This is a genomic window from Flavobacterium sp. CF108, assembly GCF_900129795.1.
Lineage (GTDB): Bacteria > Bacteroidota > Bacteroidia > Flavobacteriales > Flavobacteriaceae > Flavobacterium.
Genome location: NZ_FQWW01000012.1, coordinates 106,677 through 123,396 on the forward strand (window position 1 = coordinate 106,677; position 16,720 = coordinate 123,396).

Annotated in this window: 15 protein-coding genes; 1 reads left to right on the plus strand and 14 read right to left on the minus strand. The window is 35.0% G+C overall.

Translation table 11 applies throughout. From position 1 onward, the window contains the following. Positions 1-22: 22 nt before the first annotated feature. The 6 genes from BUE10_RS23315 to BUE10_RS23340 form a co-directional block, all read right to left on the minus strand. A complete protein-coding gene (locus BUE10_RS23315; RefSeq protein ID WP_073489488.1) occupies positions 23-484 on the minus strand; it encodes a DUF1810 domain-containing protein in 462 nt (153 codons plus the stop codon). A gap of 156 nt (positions 485-640) precedes the next feature. After that, positions 641-1,267 (minus strand): alpha-ketoglutarate-dependent dioxygenase AlkB family protein, encoded by a 627-nt coding sequence (locus tag BUE10_RS23320; protein WP_073489528.1) that lies wholly within the window; start codon positions 1,265-1,267, stop codon positions 641-643. A 7-nt stretch (positions 1,268-1,274) separates the two neighbouring features. Then, positions 1,275-2,051 (minus strand): exodeoxyribonuclease III, encoded by a 777-nt coding sequence (gene xth, locus BUE10_RS23325; protein ID WP_073489490.1) that lies wholly within the window; start codon positions 2,049-2,051, stop codon positions 1,275-1,277. 71 nt (positions 2,052-2,122) lie between these two features. Beyond that, positions 2,123-3,502, minus strand: a complete 1,380-nt coding sequence (locus BUE10_RS23330; protein ID WP_073489491.1) for an exonuclease domain-containing protein — start codon at positions 3,500-3,502, stop codon at positions 2,123-2,125. Between the two features lie 42 nt (positions 3,503-3,544). Beyond that, the gene (locus BUE10_RS23335) at positions 3,545-4,804 is read right to left on the minus strand and encodes a Y-family DNA polymerase (RefSeq protein ID WP_073489493.1); all 1,260 of its coding nucleotides are present in this window, start codon (positions 4,802-4,804) and stop codon (positions 3,545-3,547) included. Positions 4,805-4,907: 103 nt separating this feature from the next. Continuing rightward, entirely contained in the window at positions 4,908-5,357 is a 450-nt protein-coding gene (locus BUE10_RS23340; protein WP_091291050.1) for a LexA family protein, read from the minus strand. A 98-nt stretch (positions 5,358-5,455) separates the two neighbouring features. Here BUE10_RS23340 and BUE10_RS23345 point away from each other — a divergent pair, with 98 nt between their 5' ends. Further along, positions 5,456-6,229 carry an XRE family transcriptional regulator gene (locus BUE10_RS23345; RefSeq protein ID WP_073489531.1) on the plus strand — a complete coding sequence of 258 codons (774 nt, stop codon included), beginning with the start codon at positions 5,456-5,458 and terminating at the stop codon, positions 6,227-6,229. Positions 6,230-6,596: 367 nt separating this feature from the next. On the opposite strand, the gene BUE10_RS23350 is transcribed toward BUE10_RS23345, so the two are convergent. The 8 genes from BUE10_RS23350 to BUE10_RS23385 all read right to left on the minus strand — a co-directional run bounded on the left by BUE10_RS23350 (position 6,597) and on the right by BUE10_RS23385 (position 16,524). Then, entirely contained in the window at positions 6,597-8,315 is a 1,719-nt protein-coding gene (locus BUE10_RS23350) for an ATP-binding protein (RefSeq protein ID WP_073489495.1), read from the minus strand. Between the two features lie 134 nt (positions 8,316-8,449). After that, complete coding sequence (locus BUE10_RS23355; RefSeq protein WP_073489497.1) at positions 8,450-9,574, minus strand: histidine kinase; 1,125 nt, start codon at positions 9,572-9,574, stop codon at positions 8,450-8,452. A gap of 216 nt (positions 9,575-9,790) precedes the next feature. Next, a complete protein-coding gene (locus tag BUE10_RS23360) occupies positions 9,791-10,870 on the minus strand; it encodes a porin (RefSeq protein ID WP_073489499.1) in 1,080 nt (359 codons plus the stop codon). 367 nt (positions 10,871-11,237) lie between these two features. Then, a complete protein-coding gene (locus BUE10_RS23365; protein ID WP_073489501.1) occupies positions 11,238-11,789 on the minus strand; it encodes a K(+)-transporting ATPase subunit C in 552 nt (183 codons plus the stop codon). Positions 11,790-11,884: 95 nt separating this feature from the next. Beyond that, positions 11,885-13,942: a potassium-transporting ATPase subunit KdpB gene (gene kdpB, locus BUE10_RS23370; RefSeq protein ID WP_073489503.1), complete on the minus strand. Its 2,058-nt coding sequence runs from the start codon at positions 13,940-13,942 to the stop codon at positions 11,885-11,887. Between the two features lie 262 nt (positions 13,943-14,204). After that, entirely contained in the window at positions 14,205-15,926 is a 1,722-nt protein-coding gene (kdpA, locus tag BUE10_RS23375; RefSeq protein WP_073489504.1) for a potassium-transporting ATPase subunit KdpA, read from the minus strand. A 74-nt stretch (positions 15,927-16,000) separates the two neighbouring features. Beyond that, positions 16,001-16,078, minus strand: coding sequence for a K(+)-transporting ATPase subunit F (gene kdpF / locus BUE10_RS23380; protein ID WP_073489533.1), 78 nt, complete (start codon positions 16,076-16,078; stop codon positions 16,001-16,003). A 164-nt stretch (positions 16,079-16,242) separates the two neighbouring features. Further along, the gene (locus tag BUE10_RS23385; RefSeq protein WP_053472271.1) at positions 16,243-16,524 is read right to left on the minus strand and encodes a DUF7674 family protein; all 282 of its coding nucleotides are present in this window, start codon (positions 16,522-16,524) and stop codon (positions 16,243-16,245) included. Positions 16,525-16,720 lie beyond the last annotated feature (196 nt).

A 16,720-nucleotide genomic window follows, 5' to 3' on the forward strand; every position in this document is an offset into this window, starting at 1 on the left:
AAAAATCTATGAGTGTTATAAACTATATAACAACAGTTTCAGTAGATGATTTTATAGTTGAATTAATAATAGATATAGTAAGCGGGTCTGATTCTCCAGAGAAAAAAGCATCTAAAATTTCCTGAAATATAGGATTCGTATTTTCGGCCATTGAAAAAAGCGTCATTGAAGAACGTAATTTTCTAGCATCTAAATCGCCCAAAATTCCGTCAGCTGATTTTCTTTTAAAAGTCAATAAGATTTCAGAAATTTCAATAAGATGTTTTCCTAAAATAGGATGCTCCAGAAATTCTGAAGCTTCTTTTAGATCGGCAATCGCATAAAGATTTGAAGTATCACTAGTACCCAATCCTTTAATCTGAGGAAAAATAAACCACATCCAGTGTGTTTCTTTTTTTCCTTTTTTGATCTCAGCCAGGGCAGTAAGATAAAGTTTATTTTGCGCATCTAAGAAACGCGATAAATCATTGTTTGAATAAGCCATTTTGGTATTATATTTTAAAAAAGGGTTGCAAAACTAGTAAAAAAGAAAGGGTCTGCCTAATAAAACCTTCATACAATCAGTATTTTAACTTTTTTCGACAGAATTTTCCTCATCGTTATTAAATGGTGAAAAAACTCATTTTGAATTGATTATAAATCATACATTACGTTTGGTTTGCCTAAAAGTAAGGTTGATTCTGGGTAAAACATTCCGTGCCGTTTTAGGAACCTGATGCTGCCAAAAACTATTTGTTGTTCCTGCCATCAATAAAAAAGATCCATGGTGCAGCGGAATTTCGACCTGCGGAATTTCCTTGTTGAATTTATGACGAAGCCTGAACATTCTGGTTTCTCCGAAAGTGACCGAAGCAATAACCGGGTTTGGTCCCGTATTGTGTTCTTTATCGCTGTGCCAGCTCACGCCGTCATTTCCATCTCTGTATAAATTAAGTAAAACGGTATTAAAATCCAGCTGTGTTTCTTTTTCTACGCGGCCTCTAATCGTTAGTAATTCGTAATTCCAGTCGGGGCCTTTTGGGTCTGCTCCGGGATTATCTTTATCTTCATACCAGGCAATCATTCTGGGAACCGTATAAGTTTTATCGTAAATTTCCATTTCGTATTCTCTCCATTTCGTTTTACGAAGCAGTCTTTCATAAAAACGATCAGATTCTTCTTTAGTGAAGAAATTATCAATCAAAATCAATTCAGAATCAGGGATGTCAAATACTTTTTTTCCTGCCAAACCTGCGGTAAATAACTCGGTGTCGTTAAATAATGTCATTTTCCATTTATTTTTTGTCAATTTCAATCCAAACAGGAGCATGATCACTTGTTTTTTCCCAGCCTCGCACATGACGGTCAACGCCGCCCGAACGTAATGCTGAAGCTATTTGCGGACTCAGTAAAAAATGATCAATTCTTAAACCGGCATCTCGTTCGTAAGCATTTCTAAAATAATCCCAAAAAGTGTAAATTTTTTCGTCAGGATATAATTTCCGAATCGCATCTGTCCAACCTTGCGAAACTATAGCACCAAAAGCTTTTCGAACTTCGGGTCTGAACAGCGCATCGTTAACCCATTTTTCTGGTTTATAGACATCTAATTCTGTTGGCATAACATTAAAATCACCAATTAGGATTACAGGGATTTTTAAATCCAATAATGTTTGTGCGCGTTCAGTTAAACGATCAAACCATTTCAGTTTATAGTCAAATTTAGGTCCCGGCAGAGGATTTCCGTTTGGAAGATACAGGCAGGAAATCACGATTCCATTAATCAAAGCTTCGATATAACGACTTTGTACATCTTCATCATCTCCCGGAAGAATCCGCGTTACTTCTTCAATTTCCATGTTTCGGGCAAGAATTGCAACACCGTTCCATTGCTTTTGTCCGTGCCAAATTGCATTGTAACCGGCATCATTAATCGCTTTAAGTGGGAAATTATCCTGTGGCGCTTTTAATTCCTGCAGGCACACAATATCTGGAGCAGCTTCATCAAGCCAGCGTAATAATACAGGCAGGCGTCCGTTGATTCCGTTTACATTATATGTTGCTATTTTCATGGTACATTTAATTAGTTGTATTATTAAATTTACTGATTATTAAGCATTTAATCTAGATTGATTTAATATTCTTATTTCAGGAACTGTTTGTTAAAGAACACTTTACCCGGATGTTTTTCTGCGTAAGCAAAAATCAAATGCTCGATATATTGATTACTTTTATAAGGTTCAGTATAGTTTTTTACTTCTAACGGATCATGAATCGAAATATCTGACGGAATATATCCCATACCATGAAAATGTCCGTTTTCAATCCAAATACAACTGCGTTCATCCTTTGATCTTCCTTTATCTATAATAGCAAAAGTGGGCCTGTTAGTCAATAAAAAATCAATAGCATTGTCAACTTGCTCGTTGTGAAGCAAAACATCAGGCAGATCTTTTACTTCATTATTTTGAAAAAGTTCTCCTTCTTCGAGCCTTGTATATTTGCAGAATCTATGATCGATTTCAAACTGCTCGGCCAGACTTCTCAATAAATTAATTCCATCATATTGGCTGTTAAATTCATGAATGCAGATCTGAAATTTGCTCACTTTTCCAATGGCGAGATATTTATAACCGTTTCGGGCTTCATATTGGTAGATTCCAAATTTCGCTTCAAAGCGTTTTAAGGCCCTGTTGTAAGTTGGCCAGAGTTTTTTGATTTCGGTACATTCTAATAAAAGGGCCATTAATTCGGTACCGCAGATTTCAAAAGAAATTCCGTGAATATCCCTTAAAAAATGCTGCCTTTGCGGATTAATATTGTTACCGCTGAAATGCGAAGCCACACGTTTTTTTACATTGATAGCTTTCCCCACATAAATCACTTTTTTCTGCTGATTATAAAAATAATACACGCCCGGTTTTTCGGGTAAATTATTAAAATCATCAGGTGGAAGATTCGGTGGTAAACGTTGGTCTTGTGCCGTTTTTTTGATCATTTTATCGATTTCTCCCGCATCATCCCATTCCAGTAAAAGCGAAAATAAAATAGCAGTTGCATCTGCGTCTCCGCCCGCGCGGTGTCTGTTTTCTAAACCAATATTTAAGGAGTTGCAGAGATTTCCTAAGCTGTAAGAACCTAAACCCGGTTTAATTTTTCTGGCTGCGCGAACGGTACAAAGCTTTTTTGCAGACCATTTAAAACCCGCTTTTTCCAACTGATGATGAACAAATGAATAATCGAAGTTTACATTATGAGCAACAAAAACACGATCAGTAAGCATTTCTAATACTTTATCTGAAATATCATCGAAAATAGGTGCATTAGCCACCATTTCGTTATTAATACCTGTTAATCCAAAAATAGAAGGAGGAATGTCCTGCTCTGGATTAACGAGTGTTTCATAACGATCAAGTACATTTTTGCCGTCATGAATAATAATGGCAATTTCTGTAATGCGGCTGCCACTGGCGTTCCCGCCTGTGGTTTCAATATCGACTATGGCATATTCCGTATTTTTCATCTTTATATAACGTAAAACCGATTGTTTTTCTGTTGTTTATATTTAAACTTTAACCGTAATAACATCCTTGAGCAAAGTAGAGAATTTGGGAGATAATCTGTTCTGCTTCATTTTCCATTGCCGCCCTAACGACTGTACGCCGAATTTAATTTTATTATTACCGTAACTCTGATTCATTTTATCAATTACACTCATTAAAGGCTGATGTTTAGGATTTGAAGTTTCGAATAAATTAAGCTGTGTTTCACTATTTGGAGTTAAGCCCATTACAATTACACCCGCTTTTTTATAACGATAGCCTTTTTTAAAAATAGCTTTAAATCCTTTTTGTGCAGCCTCGTTAAGTTCTATTGTCGAATTGGTTGGAAAATCAGTAGTGATGGTAATACTTCGTGAATATTGCGATTCTTCATTTTTTATAAAACTAGTCTGGATAAAAACAGTTACCATATTGCAATGACACTCCTGACGTCTTAATTTTTCAGCGCAAGAAGCTGTAAACGTGCTGATTCGTTCCGATATTTCTTCAAAAGTAGTATACCTTTTTTCAAAAGATCTCGTAGTGGCAATCATTTTACGATCTGTGGCTTCTTCTAAACCTAAAGTTGGTTTCCCTTCTAATTCATGTTTTAGCCGAAGCCCAACTACAGACATTTCTTTTCTTACCCAAGCATCAGGAAGCTCAGTAAATTCATAAGCTGTATTGATTTTTTTCAATTTAAGCCGTTTGGCGTGCTTTCTTCCAATTCCCCACACGTCTTCAATTTTAGTCCACTTTAACGCTTTAATTCTTTTTTCTTCAGAGTCAATAGAATAAACACCTTGCGTACGATCTGCAAATTTTCGGGCAATTTTATTCGCCATTTTAGCCAAAGCTTTGGTCGGCGCAAAACCTATGCTGACAGGAATGCCTGTTCCTTGAGTGACTTCTTTTCGCATTTTCAACCCCAGCGTATTCAGGTCAAATAAATCATAACCTGAAAATTTTAGGAAAGCTTCATCAATACTGTAAATTTCGATTTCGGGAGTATAAGTTTGAAGCAGGTTCATGACCCGATTGCTCATATCTCCATATAGCGGATAATTTGAAGAATAAACAAAAATGTTTTTTTCTTTAAAAACAGATTCATATTTAAAAGCAGGAATAGCCATTGGTATGCCCAGCGCTTTAGCTTCATCAGAACGCGAAATAACGCAGCCATCATTGTTAGAGAGAATAACGATAGGTTTTCCTCTTAAACTTGGCTCAAATACTCTTTGGCAAGAAGCATAAAAATTGTTACAATCGACTAAAGCAAACATTTTCTGAATGTGTTTTTTTATTTCTATTTCTCTTTTGTCACCCTGAGCGAAGTCGAAGGGCTTTATCGTATAAAAGGTCTTCGACTTCGCTCAGACTGACAACTCAAAAAGTTTTAATACTATGAATTACAATTCCCCAAATCACAAAATTATTTTCGGGAGTTACTTTTATAGGCTGATAATCTTCATTTTCGGCAATAAGCCAGATGATGTCTTTTTCTATTCTGATACGTTTTACGGTAAATTCTCCATCAATTTGGCAAACAGCAATTTTATTATTTTGAGGTTCCAGACTTTTATCAATAATCAATAAATCGCCATCATTGATACCTGCATTTTTCATAGAATGTCCTTTAACTCTGGCAAAATAAGTAGTGTATTTATTTTTGATGAATTCTTTGTTGAGATCAATCGATAATTCGATAAAGTCATCAGCAGGCGAAGGAAAACCTGCGCTGATACCAACGTCAAAAAAAGGCAGCATTACTTTTGAACTTACATCCGGAATGTACAATTCTATTGATCTTGTGGTATTTATATTTCTCAATTTCATAATCACTTCAAAAAAATGTTTTTTTGTATAAAGCAAAATTAGTACAGTTGATAACATTTTTTTATATATTTGCTGTTCCAAATTATAACAAATTAATTATGTCCTTATTTTCAGATAACATCAGAGCATTGAGGGTTAAGCATAAAATATCTCAGGAGAAATTAGCTGAGAACCTTAGCATTACCAGAGGAAGATACGTTAAATACGAAGATGGAACTTCGGAAGCACCGTATGATATTTTAAAGAAAATTGCCTTATATTTTCATATGAGTATTGATTTGATATTATCTGTCGATATACGCAAAATTGATGTGCAAAATTTGATAAAACTGGAAGGCAATCGACTTATTTTACCCATTCAAGTGGATAGTTTTGGAGAAAACTTTATTGAAATTGTATCTCAAAAAGCAAAAGCAGGTTATCTAAACGGATATGCTGATCCTGAATATATTGAAAGTTTACAGCAGATTACACTTCCTTTTTTAGGACCGGGAAAACATCGCGGATTTCCTGTTGAAGGTGATTCAATGCCTCCACACGAAGATGGTTCTATTATTATTGGCCGTTATGTGGAAAAGCTGGGAGAGGTGATGGATGGTAAAACCTATATTCTTATCACTAAGAATGAAGGAATGGTATATAAGCGTCTCAATAAAAACAAAAAGAACGCCTTGGTTTTAGAATCGGATAATAGTTTTTATCCAAATTATGAAGTGAAAGCTTCTGATATTTTGGAGATTTGGGAATACGAATGTAACATTGGCCGTTCGGATAAAAAACAAGAAATGACAGAAACGGGAGCAATGAAGGATTTGCTTTTAGAATTAAAAAGAGAAGTTAGGGAGATTAAGAATAATACTTCGAATACGTAAAAAAGGTCTTCGACTTCGCTCAGACTGACAATCGCAATTAGATAAACAAAAATGTTAAATATGTTTTCTAAAATTCTAAAGAAATATTTCACACATTTTTTAAGTCCCGAAGGGACGATTCATATTGTAGGGCCGGATTTCAATCCGGTTAAAAAATAGATCCATAATTCAAAAGAGCCGAAGGCTCGGTACATATTGTTTAATAGACTGGATTGAAATCCAGCCCTACAATATAGATCGAGCCTTCGGCTCTTTTTTGTATTTTTTATTTAAATTTAATTCGTGCAAATTCGTGTAATTCGTGGCAGACAAATGACAAGGTCATTCAAAAATCCTTCTAATCTGTGAAATCTGTGGCAAAAAAAATCTAAACCTTCAACGAAAACCAAAACGTACTTCCCAATCCTAAATTACTCTCAACACCAACGCTTCCGTTTTGGGCTTCAATAAATTCTTTGCTTATCGCTAAACCTAATCCCGTTCCGGATTTTTGGCTTCCCGGAACCTGGAAATATTTATCAAAAACTTTGTCTTTATATCTTGTATCAATTCCTTTTCCGGTGTCGATAACCTGAAAGACGATTTGATTGTTTTCTTTTTTTAATTTGATGATAATCGTGCTTTTTTCAGAAGAATACCGAATCGCATTCGACAAATAATTAATCAAAACCCAGCCTGTTTTTTCGCTGTCGGCTTTTACATCTTGCAGATTTTCATCAGCATCAATTAAAAGTTTAATTTGTTTTTGATCAGCCTGAACTTTAACAGCTTCAACAGCATAATTTACAATTTCATGGGGATTGCTTTTTTCGATATTCAGCTGAATATTTCCAGTTTCTAATTGAGATAGATTAAGCAATTCACCTGTAATTTTCAACAATCGCTGACTATCATCTTTTATACTTTCGACCAATTGTTTCTGGTCATCGTTCATGTCGCCTGTTTTACCATTTTCAAGCAATTGAAGGCTTAATTTTATAGACGCAATTGGTGTTTTTAATTCGTGCGAAACCGTTGCAATAAAGTTGGTTTTAGCAAAATCCAATTCTTTAAAAAGTGTAATATTTCGCAGAATAATAACATCACCAATATTGATTTCTTTTTCTTCACCTGTTGGAATTATAGTAATATTCAGAATTTCTTTTTCAAAATAACTTTCTTTTCCGTGCGCATAAATTTTAAGCGGTTGTTTTTTAGGAGCGTCGACATCATCTTTTAAAATCAAAGAACGAATCAAATCATTTGACAAGGCTAGAGTAGAAGCTGATTTACCAATAACATCTTCCAATTTTAAACCAATAATTTTAAGTGCTTCATCATTGGCAAACAAAACTATTCCTTCATTGTCCAGACCAATAATAGGATCGTTCATATTATTGATTAAAGTTTCCAGTCGTTTCTTTTCGAAAAAGAGTTTATACAAATTACTGTCGTTATATTCCTGAAGTTTCTGCGCCATCGTATTAAACGATTTGGCCAAATCTCCAAATTCGCTATGACTCGTAAAATGAACACGTTCTGAATAATTTTTATTGGCAATTTCCTTAATACTTAGTGTTAATTCCTTTATTGGATTGGCAATATTATTGGGCAGATTGATCAGTAAATTAAAAGCAATTAAAAAGCATAAAGTTCCCACAATAGCAATCCATAAATTAGCATTTTCAGCCGTATGTTTGGCGATATCGCTTTTCTGTTTTATGGCATCCAGATTCAATTTCATAATAGCAAAAATATCCTGTCTAACCTGTGACTTTAAAGCTTCGTTAGACCCGTTTTTTTCTAAAAGAGCAAAACTTTTTTCAAGACTTGCAGTTGCTTCTTTTTCTCCAGGTTCGGTAATATTTTGTGTTTGTTTTTCAAGATATTCCTTGAAAACATGAATCTTACTATCAGGGCTCGCTTTAATTTCGTCCAAAGACAAAATCATATTTCGGGAATATTCCAGCGTATTATAATTCGCTTTCAGAATATTCTCTGTGTCTGCTTTTATCAAAAAAACAGAATAACCGCTTACTAACGAAAGTATAATGATCATTAAAAATAACAATCCAACTCCCAGATTCAATTTGGTTTTAATTCTCATGACGTTTATTTAAAAACAAGTTTTTTATTTGAACCATTAAGATATTAAGTAAATTAAGTTTTTACTTAATGAAACTTTGAATGAGAAAATAAGCATAGTCTTTATTTACTTAATGTCTTAATGGTTAGAAAATTTTATGACAGAATAACAAGATCAACATTTGATAGAGACAGTTTGTTTAGCAAACGCCTAAAAATTGTTGTAGACAAAATTACTTTAAATAAATTCAAATGCGGTTTCCCGATACATACAGTTGTAATTTGTTTTTCTTCTACGGCTGCTAAAATCGCATTGGCAATATTTTTATTTTCTAATTTAATTACTTCCGCGCCTAATTGTACGGCAAGTTTAAAGTTATTAATTAAATGTCGCTGTTTATCTAAAGCAATTTTCGTACTGCTTTCCTGCGGAGTTTCCACATACAAAACATACCACGATCCGTTGTAATAACTGGCCAGTCGTGCTGCTTTTCTAATTACAATTTTAGCCGTTTTGTCATTGCTGCTAATACACGCCAACAATTTTTCATGTCGTAAAGCATGAAGGTTCGGAACCTCATTTTCAACTTTTCGAACGACTTGACTCGCTACTTCTTTCAAAGCCAGTTCTCGAAGTTGTAAAATTTGTTCCGATTTAAAAAAGTTCGTTAAAGCCGTCTGAATTTTATCCGGAGTATAAATTTTTCCTTCTTTCAAACGCGCAATCAAATCTTCAGATGTTAAATCGATATTGACGACTTCATCTGCCAATCGCAAAACATTATCCGGAATGCGTTCCTGAACATCAATGTTTGTTATACGTTTTACATCTTCATTTAAACTCTCAATATGCTGAATATTCACCGCAGAAATCACATTAATTCCCGCTTCCAGAATTTCTAAAACATCCTGCCAGCGTTTTTCATTTTTGCTTCCTTCAACATTAGTGTGTGCTAATTCATCAACAATAACTACTTCTGGACGAAGATTGATTATGGCTTGAACATCTAATTCTTCCAGTTCTTTTCCTTTATAAAAAATAGTCCGTCTCGGAATTATAGGTAAACCCGCTAATAATTCATGAGTTTCCTTTCGCATGTGCGTTTCGATGTAGCCAATTTTTACATCGATTCCGTTTTTCAATAACGAATGCGCTTCCTGAAGCATACGAAAAGTCTTGCCCACACCGGCACTCATTCCAATGTAGATTTTAAACTTTCCCTTTCGTGATTTCTGAATTAAATCGAGAAAGTGCTGTGCGTTATTATTTTCGTTTTCCATATTTTTTGCCACGAAGGCGCTAAGTCACAAAGTTTTTTTTAAGCCACAGATTACACAGATTAGAAGGATTTTTTTTAAGCCACGAATTACACAAATTTGCACAAATTTTTATTTAATATAATTCGTGAAAATTTGTGTAATTCGTGGCAAATAAATCTACACAAAGCGATTAAAAAATCCTTTTAATCTGTGTAATCTGTGGCAAGAAATATTCCTCTAAAAACTAATCGCCAAGGAAGTCGTTACAAACGTATTTGTATCCGTTGGAAGATTATCTTTATTTGTGAAGATTTCATCTTTACTTGAAAGATTTCTCGCTTCAATTCTAAACATAACATTATCAGTAACTAAGTAATCAAAGTTAGCTGAAAATCCGTAAGTTTTAAAACCATTTGGCGTTTCAGTTGCTATAATTACACCTTTTTCATCACTATAATATTCACCGCGTGCTGCAAGCTGAATTTTATCTGTTGGTTTGTATTGCAGAATCAAAACTGGCGAAAACCAAGTATCGTATTTATTACTGCTTTTAGCTGATTGCTGTGATCCAACATCAAAACCAGCTGTTACGTTTGTTTTCTCTGTTACTTTAAATTGTCCGTAAAAGTTATTAAAATAACGCCATTTTTTGTCAATATCCGGCTGCTCATTTCCAACATAAGTACTCCAGTTTAAAACAACTCGATCAGATGGCTTGTATGTAACTTGAGTTCCAAAAGCAGGTGTTTGATTTCCTTCGACTTTTTCAATTCTCTGCCAGCCGTTTAAGTACATACCCGCCAAATACCATTTTCCAGATTCAGAAGTATAACCAATTTTAACTCCCGTTTCGTAATAAGGAGAATTTTCAGCAAGAATACTTCTCGTCAAGGTTTGGCAGTCTTTTCCAATCGCACTTTCAAAACCAATATGTGAAGGCATGATTCCCGCATCAATCCATAAATTATGGTTTTTTGAAATCTTTACACCAACATTTGCCTCGTAAACATTTTTCAATAAACCTTGCTCGGCAGCCATATTATATTCGGCATAAGTTCCCGCCATTAAGGCAAAATTTCCTCGAATATTTTCTTTCGAATAATTCACTTTTGCCATACCTAAATTTAGGTTTACCTCGTTGCTTTTATTATAACTGTAAAAAAATCCCGGGCGCGTATGATCTTCCGGTTTTGCAAAATCATAACTATAATAAGCGTCTATATATCCTGAAAACGTAAACGGACTTTTTGATTCTTCTTGTGCGTGTAAATTGCTAAAACCAAAAGCGATTAAAGCAGTAAGTATTATTTTTTTCATTTTGTCATTGCGAGGAACGAAGCAATCTCATCCTCTTAATTAAATTATTAGTAGATTTTTTAGGAGCTAATCCCGCTATCCGTTTCAATCTTTTGTGCCGAACCCCGGCATAAAAGGATTTCCACTACTATCGGGGCTAGGAAATTTGGGGTAAAAAGGATTTTTTGTTTCCTGCAAGGTTTTCAAAACCTTGTAGGTATAATTATAAGTTTAGTAGATCAACGTCTCGATTTCTCATTGCGAGGAACGAAGCAATCACATTTACAAAATCAACTTTATGTATAATTGTTAGTGAGGTTGCTTCGTTCCTCGCAATGACAAAAATGAGCGAATCAGTTTGTCAAACCCGGCAGGTTTTTAAAACGTATTATTTCAATTGATCCAAAGCCGCATTCAATTCTAAAACATTAACTGTTTCAGGACCTACAACAGCAGTATTAATTTTAGATTCAACCAAAGCTTTTACTTTAGCTTCATCCAGTTTTCTTTCTTTAGCAATTCGTTTTACCTGAATCAAAGCCCCTTGTGGAGAAATGTTCGGATCTAAACCACTTCCAGAAGCCGTAACCATATCTGACGGAATATCAGATTTTTTCAAATAAGGATGAACCAATAAAAGCGTATCAATTCTTTTTTGAACTAGAGCCAAATAATCGGTATTGCTTGGGCCTTTGTTGCTTCCGGCACTTCCGGCAGCATTATAATCAACAGCTGAAGGTCTTCCCCAGAAATAATTCGACTTATCGAATTTCTGACCAATTTTTTGATAACCAACAACTTTTCCGTTAACCGAAATCGTTTCTCCTTTTCCTTGATTTGGAGCCAATTGTGCGATTCCATAAATCGCTAAAGGATAAATAACCGCAAACAAAATCAAAGTAAATACGGTAAGTTTTAATAGTGAAAATAGATTTTTCATGTTTTTTATTTTTAGAGGTTCTAAGGGACTAAGATTCTGAGGGACTAAGAAAAAAACTTAGCACCTTAGCATCTCAGAACCTTAGCAACTTTTGTTTACATAAATAGAGCAACCAGCAAATCAATAACTTTTATTCCGATAAAAGGAACAATCAATCCGCCAAGGCCATAAATCAAAAGGTTTCTTTTAAGAATTGCACTTGCTCCAATTGGTCGATAATCAACACCTTTCAGCGCAAGCGGAATCAAAATTGGAATGATAATCGCATTGAAAATTACCGCTGATAAAATTGCACTTTCAGGGCTGTGTAAATGCATGATATTTAAACCTTGCAGCGCAGGAATCGCAGTAATAAAAAGAGCAGGAACAATAGCAAAATATTTCGCAACGTCATTTGCAATAGAAAAAGTGGTTAAAGTTCCGCGAGTCATTAAAAGCTGTTTTCCAATTTCAACAATCTCAATTAGTTTGGTTGGGTCATTGTCAAGATCAACCATGTTTCCTGCTTCTTTTGCAGCTTGAGTTCCGCTGTTCATCGCAACTCCAACATTCGCCTGGGCAAGGGCAGGAGCATCATTTGTTCCGTCACCCATCATGGCAACCAATCTTCCTTCAGCCTGTTCTTTTCTAATGTAATTCATTTTATCCTCAGGCTTAGCTTCAGCAATAAAATCATCAACACCAGCGGCTTCGGCAATAAATTTCGCAGTCAACGGATTATCACCCGTAACCATAACCGTTTTGATTCCCATTCTTCGTAAACGCTCAAAACGTTCTTTCATTCCGGTTTTTATAATATCCTGAAGTTCGATAACACCTTGAACTACATTGTCTTTAATAACAACCAGCGGCGTTCCTCCGTTAGACGAAATCGTGATAACTTGTTGGGCAGTATCTTCAGGAAAAGAATTTCCGGCTTGCTGCGCAATATTTTTTGCAGCATCCTGAGCACCTTTTCTAATATTAGTTCCATCTTTTAATACTACTCCAGAAGTTCTGGTTTCGGCAGTAAATTTTATAGTGTGCGAAATGTTCTCTGTAAATTGTGCAATATCAGATTGGATTTTACCATTTAAGTCGATCGTTTTGCTCAACTCAATAATACTTTTTCCTTCCGGAGTATCATCTGCAAGGGAACTTAATACGGCAGATTTAATAAAATCATCTAAAGAAATTCCTTTTGTTGGATAAAAATTAGTTGCTTTTCTGTTTCCAATTGTAATTGTTCCAGTTTTATCCAAAAGCAGTACATCAATATCCCCAGCAGTTTCAACCGCTTTACCCGATTTTGTAATTACGTTAGCTCGTAAAGCTCTGTCCATTCCCGCAATACCAATCGCAGAAAGTAAACCTCCAATTGTAGTTGGGATTAAACATACAAACAAAGCAATGAAAGCCGCAATCGTGATGGGTGCATTTGCATAGTCGGCAAACGGTTTTAGCGTAACGCACACAATCACGAAAATTAAAGTAAATGCGGCTAATAAAATAGTTAATGCAATTTCGTTTGGTGTTTTCTGACGGCTCGCACCTTCAACTAAAGCAATCATTTTATCTAAAAAGCTTTCGCCAGGTTCAGAAGTAACTTTTACTTTAATTTTATCAGATAATACTTTTGTTCCTCCGGTAACCGATGATTTATCACCGCCTGCTTCTCGGATTACAGGAGCACTTTCTCCGGTAATGGCACTTTCGTCGATTGTAGCCAGACCTTCGATAATTTCACCATCGGCAGCAATTAAATCGCCTGCTTCACAAACGAAAATATCGTCTTTTTTTAATGCCGAAGAACTAATGTTTTTAATTTCTCCGTTAGGTAAAATTTGTCTTGCAGGAGTTTCTTCTCTTGTTTTTCGCAAACTGTCGGCTTGTGCTTTTCCCCTTGCTTCGGCAATTGCTTCGGCGAAATTGGCAAATAAAAGCGTTGCCAATAAAATTAAAAACACAATTAAGTTATAAGTAAAACTACCTTGGTCATTTGCCCCCATTAATATTGAAATGCAGACAGCAAACATAATGGCAGTTCCAATTTCTACGGTAAACATTACCGGATTTTTGATCATCATTTTTGGATTAAGCTTCACAAAAGACTGCGCTAAGGCTTCTTTTACCTGTTTACTTTCAAACAATGATGTGGATTTATTAGTTGTCATTTTTTGTTGTGTAAAATGTTATTTGTAAAATGTTATGCGTTGGAAAACAAATAGATTAGAAAACATAGCCAGCGGTTTCAACCGTTGGAACGCAACGTATATCACAATCTGTGTCTCTGCAATTTGTTTCCCGTGGTTGAAACCACGGGCTATATTGAATTGCTAATTTTTATTCTAACTATGTGTGAAAACGAGTTTTCTTTTTATTCTTTTCTATAGATTTAAATTCTATGTTTCTATGTGTTTAAAATATCCAGCATTTTTATTTTAGTGTAAAATATTCCGCCAAAGGTCCAAGCGCCAACGCTGGGAAGAATGATAAAGCAGCGATAATTGCGATTACGGCAAAAGTCATTATTCCGAAAATTGATGTGTCAGTTTTTAAAGTTCCTGCACTCTCTGGAATGTATTTTTTACCTGCCAATAAACCTGCAATTGCTAACGGACCAATGATTGGAATAAAACGGCTTAACAGTAACACAATTCCAGTTGTGATATTCCAGAACGGATTGTTATCTCCCAAACCTTCAAAACCAGAACCATTATTGGCAGCACTTGAAGTGTATTCATATAACATTTCTGAGAATCCGTGATTTCCAGGATTGTTTAACCAGCCTGTTGCGTTTCCGTTAAACCAATACCCCATTGCAGTATCATGCGCAGCAAAATAAGAGGCTAAAGCAGTTCCGGCTAATATTAATAAGGGGTGAAGAATAGCGATAAAAGCAGCAATTTTAACTTCCCGTGCTTCGATTTTCTTCCCTAAAAATTCAGGAGTTCGACCAACCATTAATCCGGAAATGAATACAGCCAGAATAATGAAAATATAGTAGTTCAAAATACCAACACCACATCCGCCGTAAAAGGCATTCACCATCATAGATAATAATTGCATAGTACCAGACATTGGCATTGAACTATCGTGCATACTGTTTACAGAACCTGTAGAAATTACTGTTGTAGCAATACTCCAGAAACCTGACATTGCGGGTCCAAACCGAACTTCTTTTCCTTCCATCGCTCCGGTTGTTTGTGCGATGCCCATTTTTTCGATAGCTGGATTTCCGTTTATTTCACTTATAACTGTTGGAACAACCAGAAGTAAAAATCCAACCGTCATTACACCAAATATGATGTTTGATAATTTTCTTTTGTTTAGGAAAAATCCAAGTGCAAAAATCATGGCAAACGGAATAATCATTTGCGCCCAAAGTTCAACTTGGTTAGTAAAATAAGTTGGGTTTTCTAATGGATGCGCTGAGTTGGCTCCAAAAAATCCACCACCATTTGTACCAATATGTTTAATAGCAATAAATGCTGCAGCTGGTCCGCGAGAAACTTCTACATGATCACCTTGAAGCGTTGTAATAGCATCTTTTCCTTCAAAAGTCATTGGAGTACCACTGAAAACTAATGCAATAGCTACAATTGCTGAAAGTGGTAATAAAATACGAGTACAGCTTTTGATGAAATAATTATAAAAATTACCTAATTGTTCTGTCGTTCTTTCTTTCATTGCTGTAAAAATCATTGCAGCAGCAGCCATACCGATACCTGCAGAAACAAATTGAAGGAACATCAAGACGATTTGTGAAAGGTAAGAAACCCCGCTTTCGCCTGAATAATGCTGTAAGTTACAATTGACTAAAAATGAAATAGCAGTATTAAATGCCAAATCAGGCGTCATAGAGGGATTGTTATCCGGATTTAAAGGCAAAGAACCCTGAAACAATAAGACAAAAAAGCAAAGAAAGAACCAAACCATATTAATACTTAAAAGTGCTTTCAAGTGTTGTTTCCAGTTCATTTCTTCAGTGGAATTGATACCACTGATTTTAAAGATAAATTTTTCAATTGGATTGAAAATCGGGTCAAGAAGTGTTTTATCTCCCAAATAAACTTTAGCAATATATTTTCCTAATGGAATTGCTAAAACAATGGTTAAGATAAAAATACCAATGACGCCTATTAATTCTGTGTTCATATATTTAATATTAGATTGTTGATTTTAGATTTTAGATTTCTTTGAGACAATCTTAAATTCTAAAAATTCATATTTTAAAATTTTTCGGGTTTGATTAATACATAAACCAAGTACACGAAAACGGCGATTGAAACAATAAATAGTGCGGTCATGATTTAGATTTTTTCAAAAAATTCAACAGAGAGAAAACAGATTGCAAACAGCACGACGGCCAGTCCGAGTAAAAGAAAAGTGATCATAGGATTTATTTTAGATTTTAGAGTTCAGAATTTAGATTTAGGACTTTAGCGATTAAACAGTTAACCGATTAAACTTTTTAGACTCCCGAAGCATTAATCTGCTTGATATATTCCGTTTTAAGTGTTTGTGGAAAAAGATGTGAAATATTACAGTGACGCACTTCCATAAAAGAAGAAACCGAAAAAACGTACACATTAGAAATGGCATTTTTAGTTTCGATGCTTCCGGTTATAAATAGACGTTCAGCAAGTGCCAAGCATTTTTTTGCTCGAACGATGTTTCCAGAAATAATAGATTTTTTGGTTATCTCAGCAAACCGTTCGGCCTGTTTGTAGATTGAGGTTACTTGATTTTTCATTTGGAATGAATTTTTAATGTTCTCCCTCCTTATGCCAAAATGTGTTCCGAAAAAATGAAGTTACAGCTAAAGTGCTGTCAATAAAAGGAATGTAGTTGTGTGCCAAAAATCAGGCATAAAAAAAGCCTATCAAAATGATAAGCTTTTATTGAAATGATAGGGTTATTTCGATTAGTATCGTTTCCTGCAAGGTTTT

Coding starts and splice junctions, on each gene's coding strand:
- BUE10_RS23315 (WP_073489488.1), bottom strand. CDS start 484: ATGGCTTATTCAAACAATGATTTATCGCGTTTCTTAGATGCGCAAAAT.
- BUE10_RS23320 (WP_073489528.1), bottom strand. CDS start 1,267: ATGACATTATTTAACGACACCGAGTTATTTACCGCAGGTTTGGCAGGA.
- xth (WP_073489490.1), bottom strand. CDS start 2,051: ATGAAAATAGCAACATATAATGTAAACGGAATCAACGGACGCCTGCCT.
- BUE10_RS23330 (WP_073489491.1), bottom strand. CDS start 3,502: ATGAAAAATACGGAATATGCCATAGTCGATATTGAAACCACAGGCGGG.
- BUE10_RS23335 (WP_073489493.1), bottom strand. CDS start 4,804: ATGTTTGCTTTAGTCGATTGTAACAATTTTTATGCTTCTTGCCAAAGA.
- BUE10_RS23340 (WP_091291050.1), bottom strand. CDS start 5,357: ATGAAATTGAGAAATATAAATACCACAAGATCAATAGAATTGTACATT.
- BUE10_RS23345 (WP_073489531.1), top strand. CDS start 5,456: ATGTCCTTATTTTCAGATAACATCAGAGCATTGAGGGTTAAGCATAAA.
- BUE10_RS23350 (WP_073489495.1), bottom strand. CDS start 8,315: ATGAGAATTAAAACCAAATTGAATCTGGGAGTTGGATTGTTATTTTTA.
- BUE10_RS23355 (WP_073489497.1), bottom strand. CDS start 9,574: ATGGAAAACGAAAATAATAACGCACAGCACTTTCTCGATTTAATTCAG.
- BUE10_RS23360 (WP_073489499.1), bottom strand. CDS start 10,870: ATGAAAAAAATAATACTTACTGCTTTAATCGCTTTTGGTTTTAGCAAT.
- BUE10_RS23365 (WP_073489501.1), bottom strand. CDS start 11,789: ATGAAAAATCTATTTTCACTATTAAAACTTACCGTATTTACTTTGATT.
- kdpB (WP_073489503.1), bottom strand. CDS start 13,942: ATGACAACTAATAAATCCACATCATTGTTTGAAAGTAAACAGGTAAAA.
- kdpA (WP_073489504.1), bottom strand. CDS start 15,926: ATGAACACAGAATTAATAGGCGTCATTGGTATTTTTATCTTAACCATT.
- kdpF (WP_073489533.1), bottom strand. CDS start 16,078: ATGACCGCACTATTTATTGTTTCAATCGCCGTTTTCGTGTACTTGGTT.
- BUE10_RS23385 (WP_053472271.1), bottom strand. CDS start 16,524: ATGAAAAATCAAGTAACCTCAATCTACAAACAGGCCGAACGGTTTGCT.